Below are 12451 nucleotides of genomic sequence, written 5' to 3'. Positions count from 1 at the left end.
AATCAAAACACACCGCCAAGTGAAAGAGCCGTAAAAACTTCACGCGCTTTAAGTCAGAAAAAAGACTAGTTACCTCTTGCTTGACTCGCCCTTGAAAGGGTGAGATTGCGCAAGCCTAATGTTCAATTCAAAAAACTTCTAAAATCTTCGCTTTTCATTAAATTCCTCACTATTCTGAAGGCGCATTGATACCAGAGCTAATTACGCAACAGTCATTAAAACGCCACAGTAAATATAAGTAGTCTTCAAGACCTGGGATGGTTCTACCACCTGCCGCTGTAGACCATTTATGTTCAGACTCTCCCAATGGGTGACAGCACTTACCATTTGGGGAGTTTCTATCAGCTTCTGCTACGGGATGAAGCATCGAAAGCTTATACTGGGATTTGGGGATCATTGGCCAAAACTCGGGTTTACACATTGCATCCTCTCCGATTGTTTTTCTAGCCAACCCCTTTCGGTGCAAACTCGCAAGTACACGTTGTGTCAAAAGAGAAGTTACACGCGGCCCAGACTCACCATGATAAACATTTCCAGTAAATGGATAGAGACTTCCGTCGCAGCCAGCACAACCATATGTAGATTCTTGAACATCTCCTGCTGTAATTGCGGCACAATCCGCAGTACACCACGCTTTTGCAATTGGATTTGCAAAAATAAATGCTTCTGGGGATAGTAAAATTGAGAGCAAATCATTGTTCCAAGTTGGATCAATCTCGCTAAGGTACATCAAATCAAAATCTGTATATTCACCACCACATTTAGGCAAATACAAAATTTCCAACATCGCAAATAATGGGTATGAATAGTAATGGTATTGGTACGTTGCCAAGTCTGCACCACCGGAACTTTTAACATCCACTCCAGTCGACAATGAAAATAGATCATCCTGAAGCCTAACTCCCCCTAATGCGGGTGCACACCATGGAACTCTCACATGTTCGACTAATCTAGACGGCTGCCAAAACCCCAGTTGATAGCCAAACTCCGGGATTCCAAGAGCATCATTACAAGCACAAATCGATTGGTCAGGTGCAGCCCCGTTTGGTTTTGGACCAACTCCCATCAATCGCACTGGTAAGAAGCACGACCAACAAACTTCATTTATTATATTGCTAAATACATTCGCGTTATTGCATGCGTTACCTTCGGCTTTTGTTTGCGTTGAAAATAAAGCTGCTAAGAAAATAAGGAAAATCAATGTAAAGCGCATTACAATTGAACCACTTTTGACTCTAACCAATTAAATGCGATTAGAAAGTAATGCCAAGCGGTATCCCAGATTTGCTTTGCTACAGTGGGGTACTCGTAACTTAAATAGACCCCACCCAAAACGCCTAAGCCAACTAAAATTAATTTCATTTTTCACTCCAATCGAATTGACGTACCAGTAAATAGCCATTGCTTTGTGTTTCGATTTTGCTTGGTGTAGCTTCCACTTTAAATTTCTCAATAACTTGTTTAGGCAAAATGAAAACTGGTGCCCCAAACTCATTTCGAAACTTACTAAGGTCATCCCACCCTTTGTCTTTATCCATATGGGTTAGATGAATCTGAAACTGTCCTGATATCAATTTTAATTCTTCCTTAACCCAATCAACCTGTGACTTCACATAGGGATCAATTACAAAAATGTTTAAATGCATAGGGTATTGTTTTAAAGGGTTTGTTATGTCGCCAGCTCGGGCCAATATTTCTCCACGGCCATTTTTGATATCTTGAGTTACGCGAACAGTCGTATCTATTAGCCACTGCTTAGATTCATCTGACGTGGGGAGAGGGTAAGTTTTATATTTCTTCCAGAACCTTTCTTTTGCTAAACGTTGCTTCTCAGCCCAATCAATCTTACCTGCTGCAGCTTTCATTTGCTCTATGATGTCAGGTTCGTCAATATTGAATAATTGGCCTAATGGCTCTAACTTGAAATCGCCTTGTTTTTGGTCAAATTGCTCTTTTGCATATTGCGCATTCAATGTGCCCGGAGCAATAAGATGCTTATTACCATTTCTTATGACGATAGTTGGTACACCGGTTACATTAAACTCTTTAAATCTTAGTGGGTTTATTCCTACATTTGGCTCTACTTTTGATATGGCACTTAATTTCTGAATAAGCTTCATCGTCGATGATATGTGTGTAGCCCCTTTTTCTAGCCCTCTAAATAAAATTGTTAAGTTATGCTCTTTGGCCACTTGGAAGGCATCAATAAGTGCTCTTCTGGGCATTGAGAAACTTACGAAAATAGCGCCATCTGTACCTTCTAATAAATCAATCTTATTTTGTTGTTGTGGAAGTGCTCTCTTCATTGTTTCACTGGAAATAACAACAGCCTGATCTGCAATTGACTTGGCTAAAGCTATATCGTTTTCTTGAATTGTTGGCTTATCTATATCTTTTAACCACCCATTTTCTTTGGCTTTCTCGACAGCCTTATTCGCAGCGTCTTGAAAACTAGAAACATCATATTTGTTTTTTTGATTGGCACTTACGGAGACTGAGAACGCACACAGCAAAAGTATCGACTTAAAAAATTGCATATGCTTTCCCCAAAATATCCTCTTCATTTATTGGCCCCCAAAACCTGCTGTCATAGCTATAAATAGTCTCACCAACCATAAAGAATTCATTTTCATTCAAGGTAATTTGTCGCTCATACTCTTTTGGGTTTAACTGTAAGAAATTAATGGCATGCGTCATTCCAGCAATTTTGGATTCGACTCGATTTACAAGCATTTCATTTGGCGAGAACTTGATTTCATCGCCAGGAACTCCAGCTGCAATTTTTATGAAGTTCAACCCTTTATCAAAATTTTTATCTTCCTTGTTAAATTTGAATGCAACTAAATCTCCCCTTTTAATATCCTTATCACGATTGTCGACTATGAACATGTGAGCATACAAACATTGCTCTTGAAATGTAGGAAAAGAAAATGTGAAGCGAGCAAAAAATAATTCCGCTAACCAATATAAGCCAAGTAGTGTAAGGCATACTATGACTGTGCTTTTCAACTTTATGCTATTCATAGCTAATTGTTTTTGTGAGAACGTAAATAAATTCTACAGTGAGATTTTTGAGTAATTCTGAGATTTTCTTTCGTATTGAATTTTTTTTGGCGATTAAGAAAGTATTTGTGGTACATTAACGACATACTAAAGTCTCCTCCAAAGAACTCTAGTATAAAAAAGGTAGCCTTTGGTTGAGGCTACCTTTTTTGTAACTTATACATTTTCTGTCTTAAATGTGCTTATTTAATTAAAGTTTTTAATATCTCATCAATTTCAGAGAATTGAACAATACCATCAAGTATAGGGTTCCTAGGTCGTGGAAACTAATTCTAAATTTCTGTGTCCCAAAAGTCGAAAGATCTATATGGTCAAGTCAAATCTCTTTCGCTAGTTACTCTATACCCGCAGAGTAGTTTTTGAGGTAACCAGCGATATCTCTCACCGCATTGCCTTGAAGTTCAGCCTTTGCTTTAGCACCTTACTTTATGCGTATTTCAATCATTTGTTAATTGTAACTGCTTCTACAGCCATTGTTAATTGATTATCAGCAAACGCAGGCTTAAAACGGAAACCTATGCGATACAAGCAAGTCATTAGCTTATCAATGCTGAACTTTTCAATTCGCCCATTAACTAAATCGCTCACGCGAGGTTGCGTTAGCCCTAATTGAGCTGCAGCGTCGGCCTGTGACCAATTTTTGGCATTGATAATGTCACGAATGACAATCATCAGATCTGATCGTGTCTGTAATTCAGAGGCTTCTGCTTTATCTTCGGTGATTGCATCAAAGATATTTGAGTATTCAAGAGTCATCTTAAAAACCTTATTGATTAACTTATAAGCACTATATATCAGCAATGATATATATACAAGTGTTGATATATTTTCATTTAATTTCTTTTTGCATTAGCTTGTACCGCTTCTTTGCAGTGTCCATAGCCTGTTTATCGACTTCGTTAGTCGTCTTGGTAAACGAATGCAAGATGAACACTGTATCTGCAAACTTAGCAACGTAAATCGTTCGATATGCTGGCCTGCCGTTCTCTATTAGCTCAACTGCACCAATGCCTACACTTTCCTTTAAGTGCTTAAACTTGCTAAATGGCTCTTTGTTTTGACAAATAGCGTTTAAATCATTTGCAAAGCGCTTTTGAATTTTATCGGGCAACGCTAGAAACTCTTTTTTTGATTGATTGTTTATAAACTTAAATTTTTTCAACTTCCTAATGCCCTGTCATTTTTATTCTTGAATATACGCTATTAATGGCGTCTGATAATTGCAGTAGATTACCGTTGTATTTATCTGTCACAACTTGTCTCGATGCATAACCAAACAGATCCGCTACAACACCATGATCAACATTTTTGGCCAAATGGATTACTAACGAGCCGCTCAATAATTTTCAACCTTTCAGCAACATTTGAGCCCAATTAAAAGTTGTTCATTTTTTATGAATATGGCAGTAAAAATAGCTGCCATATTCACATATCATTTAATGAATTGTCTGAGTGATATCTATGAATTCAAAACTATCGTCATAACATCTACCTACAACATAATTTGTGCCTTTTAGCTTATCCTTGCTTAATTGGATAATATTATGAGAATGCGTTAGTAACTCACCATTTAACTGCCATGTAGTCGCAGCAATTCGACCATCCGAGTCATTACAGTTGAGATGTAATTCAAACACTTGATCTGTTTCATGCATATTAATACTTCCGGTTGGTTTCTGATTTGGTATCACGTTCACTTCAAATGACTGCGAACCAGTCTGACCAAACTCAGTTTCAACATCGACGCGGATAGAATGATTGCCAACTGATAAATCTCCAATACTTTCTCTATAACGCTTGCTTTCCATGACAAGCTCGCCATCCAAGTACCATTTATACACTGCAACTCTATCATCTGGGTGTGAAAGCCATACACGAGATCTAAGTGATACATCTAGTGGATATCTCAGGTATTCATTACTGAATGTACGCACAATCTCAATTTCTAATGGTGTTGGAGGTAAAACTTCTACAATTTGGCTTACTTCTTTACTTTGTCCCCTGCTGTTTGTAACCCTAAACATGAGATTTTTCATTCCTTCTTGGGAAAACTGCAGAGTAAACTTGCCGTCATCTTGATTTAACACTTTAACTCCGGGTGTTTTTAGTAGCTCATATGCATACTCGACGCCAGGAGCAAAATGACGCTCTAAGCCTACCCATGCAATATGTTTAGAAGGCATATAATTTACTGTAGCTGGCATGTTTAGTTCAATTTCAGGAAACTCGTATGTCCAGCTTTTCACACGAACTCTAGTCTCGTTGATTGTCTCTTGCTTTGACCCCTCTACCCAAGCTTGGTAGGTCAGAATAAAGTTTCTTCCTTCAAGAAGATTTTCACTAAATGTCAGGTCAAATTCACTATCATTTATTACTTTCCCATCCGGTAACACCCATTGGTTTTGAGTCCTACCATTAATAGACTCAGTTCTTGTGAAAGAGCTTCCTTTAATGTGGTGTGTAGAGCCAACTTCGACTAGATCAGGGATATCTAAATCAAAATAGAATCGTGGCGCTCTTAAGAAGTAATATCGAGCCCTAGCTTCGACAAAAGCTTCATCACCTAAACTACTGTCACTTGCTATTCCGTTGTATTTCATTCGGGCATTGATATCTCTTCCTGTAAAGTCATCTTTATAGAATGAGATTTTTGCTGGACCTGAGAACCAAGACTTACGATTATCAGTTGACCACTCGATAACACTATCCCCATTTTGAACGAGGTTATCTCCGTCATACAAAACGAACTTTGCAGCTTCATTAAATAGAACTTCATTAGTTTGTTGAATTAATAGTTCAGGTTTTTCATAAGCAACAACTTTTAGAGTACCGCTAGTTGACCATTCACCTGTAAACTTATTTTCAACTTTAACTCTCAAGTATTCAATTTCTTCGTTTTCATATCGCTTACGCCAACGTAAAGTGTCTTTATGTTCTGTAGACTCCCTCCAATCGGAACCGTTACTTGAAACTTCCCACACCACTCGGCCAAGTGAGCCAACATCTGCTCGGTCTTCCGGTGAATAAATTGCTGAAGCTCTCAATGGTATCCGGCCCTTAATTAAGCCATCCCTTAGCTCACCTTCAATTTCAGTGCCTTTGTACACAATAAAGTATGCACGAGCAGACTGAATATAGTACTCATAATCAGGTATAGGTGTTTTTGCTTTTGCTACTGCAACATAAATTCCACTTTCTTCGCCAATAACTTCCATTGGCATTTTTATGAAGGCTTCTCCTTTCGCATCTATTGTGACAGTTTCTGTTAATGGTTCAGGTATATTTCTTCTGTCATACTTACCTATGTAAACTTCCCATTCACCCATTGAGCTTTTGTCATAAACCCATCCATCGATTCGATTGTAATTCCCAAGGTTGATTTTAGCTGTTACTTCATCGGTAGATAGGATCTGATCATCTTGAAAATCTAGATTAACGCCAAGTGTGCTATCAGGAACGACTAAAGCTTTAATGCTTTGGGATGCATTTATTTCTGGCATTCTATGGTACTTAACGTTGTAATCGATAGGGAATACTTCCCATAGATTGCGTTCAACTTCAAAAGGCATATCGAACCTACCAGATGTTCTAAATATTTCACCTGTTCTTGTAGAAGGGTTTTTCGGAAATGTTTGGCTAACCCCTTTGGTGTCGAATGTCATATCTAATGAACCAGGGCTCGATACAGTACCCATTCTGACAATTTCACCACCCGAGTATTCAACTGGATAAAATCCGTTTATAAGTTCTCGCCTTGAGCTAGCTTCAACTGAAATCCCTGTTGGTTCCTGAGAAGAAATCAGTGTCTTTTCATTAGGTATGATCAGTGTTTCACCAAACTCATTAATTATTTCGATATCGCTTTCAATTTCTACAAGCGCTTTGTCTAAATAACCAACAGCCGATGGTGTTCTACCTCGCAATGATATTTCAAAGCCTTCTGGTAAATTAACCCAATTGAATATGCAACTTTTAACACCTTTGCGCGCATATTTAACCGCGAGGTCTCTTTCACTATAGAACCGGCACTCTTCGCCGCTCACTTGTTTAGAATCTAAATAAACCAATTCAATTAGTCTGAACGGTAGATAGTCGTTTTCACGATGCTTTATATCAAACGACATAGGAGCAAAGACAACATTTAGATCATAATTAAATTTATCACCTGAAGAGTTTTTAACTACAACACTAATTTCTGCATTATCTTTAGGTGATAACTGTTGAGTTAAGCCATTAATAGTGACGATACCGTCACCAACAGAATTTAAACTTAATGGCACACCGTTTGATTGTACACTCTCAATAGTGACACCATTTACGTAGCCATTAAACCCTGCTACTAACAGTTCACTATCAAAGTAGAACTCATCATCTTCCTCCATGCTTTGGCTGTTTCTGAAAATAGAAATTGATGGCTGCTTACGAGATAAGAATGCAGCGTTTTTAAATTCTTTTTTATCTGATTTTGAATATAAGTACTTTGAAGTAACCGTAATATCGTAGTGTCCATCTGGTACACTCTGCACATCAGCTGTATAAATAAACTTGTTATTAATAAGTTCAGGCCCGGTTAGATTTTTTACTATTACAGTTTCACCTTCAGTAATATTATCGTTTTTAAAAAGAGTAGTACCGTCAAATTCAAGTTCCTTAAGGACTTCGTGCGAACCACTAACTTTAAACTCAAGTTCAATCGATTTAGGAAGCCACCATGTACCTGATATAGCTGGAGACGGTTTATCAAATACAACTCTCGCTGTTTCGTTCTCAACATCTATAGAAGCGCCTAACAAGCCAAAGCTCAATGGCAAACCACTAGCCCTTGCATTAACTTTTACTTGCTCTACCCGAGAGTATGCATATTCCCAACTAACAACGGCCTGTGAGTTTATTTCTTTATCAGTAAAGTACTTATTAATTGAATTTACCTTAAACTGGTGAGAAACAATGCCATCCTCATAGCCAATGTAATTTTTATTTCCAAGGAAATATGGAGTGATATTTATTGTGCAGGATGTACTTCCAGCATTTATTAAACAATTCCCCAAATTATCGACAATCACCTGTTGTGAATAATTAACTGGCTTTGTAGTGATTGAAATGGCTTTAACCTGAGCGTTTGGATCGTGATTGACGTCGCTATTATTGTCGATCCATTTATTCCCTACATAAATAGAATATTTTGTTAATTCAGGCGCAATTGGGGCCTCGACGTTAAAAGATGTAGTTCCAGATTTGATTAGTGTTTTCTCTTTCTCCGCGCCAAAATAGGCAAACACTTTATACCCAACAGGCACAACTCCGCTCATTCTCAATCGACCTTTCAGAGAAAAGTTATCTCTATCAAGCTCATCCATACCAACCCATTCAAAATAACACTTTCCAGATACATTATTATTGGTACCAATTGCAACCGCTTCATTAGTCACAATGTCACAGAAACCTGAAAACTTAGTTTGGACTGCTTCAAAACTAGACTCTTTTACGTGAGATACTAATCGACCACCTAAATTGTTAATCTTAAACTCGATTTCATCTTGAACTTTATTTAGTGTGATTGTTCTGGAATATAAATGTCCCAGAGTATCCTTGACCGTAACTTTTATTGTATTTAAGCCATTTTTGAAAATAACAGTGTCAGGTATTGTGGCAACACCAATTTTTGGCTTGTTAAAAGCAACGTTAGAAGAATTAACTTGAATCGATACCAGGTCAACGTCATCTGTAAATGAATTGAAAGTTGAAATTACCAGCTCTTGATTGTATGCAAAGTTACTGCTGTTATTTTGCTTAACACCTGATTTGAAAATATCAATTTTTGGGGCCGTTTTGTTAATTCTTAACCCATTAAAATTTTGGTTGGAAGGGATGCCACTTGAATTTGTGAAAGCCACAGAAGCACCATAATAACCATCTTCAATTTGCGTCATATCGAAGGTGTAAACATATGCACCATTTACACTTTCTCTCTTAGTGCTCGTAATAGTCTTATTTGCTGTAACTAGTGAGCCATCTTTTGTATATAGAACATTCCCGCTATAGGTGATGCCACTTGAAATAGTTGGCTGACTGTTTCGGCTGAATTTTACATTTAACTCAGATGGGGCCCACCAATCGCCAACAATCTCGCTTGAAGGCTTATTTAAAACGAGTTTAGCTGTGTTATTCGAAACTTGAATTGATTTGCTATTAACGTTTATTGTCTTTGTTGTCGCATAACTAGCAGGCATAGAATTAACCTCAAAAAGGTCAATTTTTGTTGGTTGGTAATTCCAAGGAACAGTTAAAGCATGTTTGGTGTTACTAACTCCCCAATAACTATGACTCGAATCAACTGACACTTGATAGCTTAAAGAGCCCACTTTATTTGAAATAGCATCACCAAGCTTTATTTCTGAAAATGAAATATCGCATGAAGTAGCGCCACTTTCTACTGTACAGCTACCAAGCGATGGTATAGATACCTTCTGACTGTAATCCCTTGCGTCAACATTAACTCTAACTGCAGAAAACTTATTTGCGGGGTTGTAATTGGTATGACTACCTACGCTCTTCCATGAGTTCCCAAGCTTAACTGAGTATCCTTGGACAGTCGGCTTAACTGGAGCTGCAAAATTAAAAATAAAGTTTTTTGTATCAACTAACTTTTTAGCTTTTGCTGACCCTGAATAATAATAAATTGAGTAGCCAATACTATTCGGACCTGAATTGGAAGCAACGCCTTCAACTTTAAATCCATCAATTAAATAACCGGCTGTGTTATTCCATTCAAATAAGCAATATCCAGCGCTTAAGGTTCCCCCTTGTAATGCTGTATTGTTATCTGTAGTGACAGTACAGTAATCGTCTAAAACAGTTTGGCGAGCCTCAAGCTTGAAGTTTTTTACATTTGAAATAAGTGTGCCTGATTTGTTCTCGATGACAAATTCTGGTTTGTAGATATTCATCGTTCCTTTGATAGTTGTGATAGCAATAGCGCTAAATGAAAACACCAAAGTAGTTAAAGCCGCTGCCTTTAAATAACTCATTATTAGACCTTGTTGGAATTACTCAAAGTTAACTTACCAACTTAGCCAAACAATAAAGCCTGAAAAAAAATTGAATTAGAAGAAAAATTCATGTCAACTAAATTAAACCTATCGAAATTTACTAGAAAACTCATTGTCCAACGCGAAATGGCGTCGATGGGATAAATCGGAACAGTTAGTCATGTTCTTAATATATATCTAATTTTATCAGCAGAAGCGTTTCGAACAGATAGCCAATGAAAATGATATTTTGTGTTCGAAGATTTAAACGTAGAGGGGATACAAAAGTTTAATGGTAGCATGATTGCTGATAACATCATGGGGCTAATTACTCAGTTTTCGCAATACAAAGCCAATCTAGAAGGTTAGCTCTATCGTGGAATAGGTCTCTTTAAAAATCCACTGGAATTTGTGAAAATTGCGGCCAACATCATGTGTTAACATAGAATGAAAGACTTTTCACTTGTGTAGCTTGCGGAACGCATCAAAACCGAGATCTATCGTCGGCTAAAAGCATAGCCAATCCTGGTAAGTTTGACTGAATTGCGGCTGGAATCGTCGCCAGGGTTAATCCCATATATCAGCATAAATCAGCTATCAAAACGAAAGTCTTCGAGTTATCGAAGTTTGCTGGGGAAGCTGAGACAAAAGAAGCAGCCTAGCTCCCAAAAGTTAGACTGCAGAAGCACATTGTTCGACGCGAAGCGGCGCCGATGGGTAGTTCACAATTTAGTTAACTTGACGATTTTAGCTTTAATCCGATTGAAATAATTTTTTTATTTTCAACGCCTTTCACTATAAGGCAAATAAAGTCTAATTTAACTTGATCACCCACTACAGGTTTTCCATGAAATTGATTCAAAATATATTGCTCTAAACTAAGATCCTTATCGAAAGAACTCGCATCAACTCCATAAGCATTTGCTAAATCAATCAATTTTGCTTCAGGGTTTAAATCAAACTCACCAAAAAAGTCATCGTACCCAAGGTTATTTGATAAAATAACAGGACCAAAAAACTTACCTATTTCAATTCGCTCAGTATTTGAGGCCAATATAATCACTTGATCCTTACAAACTAATGCATGCTGTTCATAATCATTTAAAAGGCTACCATTGCGTACTACACCTACAACCTGGTCCCCTTTCATTGAGAAAATTGAGTCTACTGTTACGCCTTCTGCCTTACACCCTTCTAGCACGGTATAAATAAAGAGCTCCTTTTCCTTTTCATCCCTTATCGATAAATGTAAATATTCAGGTTCCTTTGCTGCAGGAGGTAAATCTACTTGAAGAAATTTAGCCAACGGTGAAATCGTCCAACCTTGAACAAGCAGTGAAATCAAAACTACAAAAAAAACCAATTCAAAGTAAGTCTGAGTATGTTCTAGTCCTGCTAAGGAAGGAAATAAGGCTAAAATTATAGGGACAGCGCCTCTTAAACCACACCATCCAATAAACACCTGTTCTCTCCATGGGAAGTGAAATGGTATTAAAGATAAAAAAACCGCTAAAGGCCTTGCAATGAAAATAAGTACGAAAGCAATAGCCAAAGCTGGGATAATGATTGGTATTAAATTAGTTGGCGTAATTAATAATCCTAACATTAAAAACATTCCAATCTGACTTAACCAAGCAATACCATCATGAAACTTATTAATGTCGTCACTATATGATAGCGATGTATTTCCTACTATTGCACCAATGATAAAAATTGCTAGAAAACCACTCCCACCTAAAAGAGTCGTGAATCCAAACAAGCTCAACCCACCAGCAAATGCTAATAAAGGATATAATGATGAAGGTAATGATAAATATCGCAACAAATTAGCTAGCAGTTTTCCTCCAGCAAACCCGATTATCAAGCCAAGTCCCATTTGACGGACAAGTTCTATGATGAACAGCCATCCCTCAATTTTACTACTGTTTATTTGTAGAATTTGAACAAGAGTAATAGTAAGAAATATTGCCATTGGATCATTTGAACCAGATTCAATTTCCAGCGTAGCGCTTGTACGTTCTTTCAACTCAAACCCAGCATTTCTAATTAACCCAAAAACGGCAGCCGCATCAGTTGAGGCAACAATCGCTCCAATTAAAAGACCTTCTTGCCATGGTAGCTTGAGAATTAAGTGAGCAGCCCATCCCGTAATTGCAGCTGTTATAATGACACCAAATGTTGCTAAAGAAAGTGCCGGTTTTAAGCTGACATTAAATGTAGTTTTACGAGTACCCCCGAATTCAGATAATAAGTGCACCACTCATGGTTAAACGGTGAGAAGAGATCAACTGCCTGTTGGTGGTACTCTATCGTCGCCAAACAAACAGAAGCATTTACCATGAGTTACAAGCAGTTGATCG

The 12451-nt window shown here is 37.6% G+C and carries 8 protein-coding genes; all 8 read right to left on the bottom strand.

Translation table 11 applies throughout. The features are described from left to right. Positions 1-169: 169 nt before the first annotated feature. The gene (locus NH454_RS21565; protein WP_175083506.1) at positions 170-1213 is read right to left on the bottom strand and encodes a TraU family protein; all 1044 of its coding nucleotides are present in this window, start codon (positions 1211-1213) and stop codon (positions 170-172) included. After that, positions 1213-1362 (bottom strand): hypothetical protein, encoded by a 150-nt coding sequence (locus NH454_RS21560; protein WP_235374288.1) that lies wholly within the window; start codon positions 1360-1362, stop codon positions 1213-1215. Before NH454_RS21560 ends, NH454_RS21565 begins: the two co-directional genes overlap by 1 nt. Beyond that, positions 1359-2537 carry a TrbC family F-type conjugative pilus assembly protein gene (locus NH454_RS21555; RefSeq protein WP_235374289.1) on the bottom strand — a complete coding sequence of 393 codons (1179 nt, stop codon included), beginning with the start codon at positions 2535-2537 and terminating at the stop codon, positions 1359-1361. The genes NH454_RS21560 and NH454_RS21555 overlap by 4 nt, the downstream gene beginning before the upstream one ends. Then, positions 2524-3024, bottom strand: coding sequence for a signal peptidase I (gene lepB, locus NH454_RS21550; protein ID WP_051501951.1), 501 nt, complete (start codon positions 3022-3024; stop codon positions 2524-2526). Before lepB ends, NH454_RS21555 begins: the two co-directional genes overlap by 14 nt. Positions 3025-3504: 480 nt before the next feature. Beyond that, entirely contained in the window at positions 3505-3819 is a 315-nt protein-coding gene (locus tag NH454_RS21545; protein ID WP_235374290.1) for a helix-turn-helix transcriptional regulator, read from the bottom strand. A gap of 73 nt (positions 3820-3892) precedes the next feature. Next, on the bottom strand, positions 3893-4225 hold the full coding sequence (locus NH454_RS21540) for a type II toxin-antitoxin system RelE/ParE family toxin (protein WP_036973792.1): 333 nt from the start codon (positions 4223-4225) through the stop codon (positions 3893-3895). Between the two features lie 274 nt (positions 4226-4499). Continuing rightward, positions 4500-10091 (bottom strand): hypothetical protein, encoded by a 5592-nt coding sequence (locus tag NH454_RS21535; protein ID WP_235374291.1) that lies wholly within the window; start codon positions 10089-10091, stop codon positions 4500-4502. A 733-nt stretch (positions 10092-10824) separates the two neighbouring features. Then, on the bottom strand, positions 10825-12348 hold the full coding sequence (locus NH454_RS21530) for a potassium/proton antiporter (RefSeq protein ID WP_235378298.1): 1524 nt from the start codon (positions 12346-12348) through the stop codon (positions 10825-10827). Between the last annotated feature and the right edge of the window lie 103 nt (positions 12349-12451).

This window comes from Pseudoalteromonas sp. Ps84H-4, assembly GCF_024124645.1.
GTDB lineage: Bacteria > Pseudomonadota > Gammaproteobacteria > Enterobacterales > Alteromonadaceae > Pseudoalteromonas > Pseudoalteromonas lipolytica_C.
The sequence above is the reverse complement of the archived record's forward strand: the minus strand, read 5'-3'. Positions and strand labels throughout refer to the sequence as shown.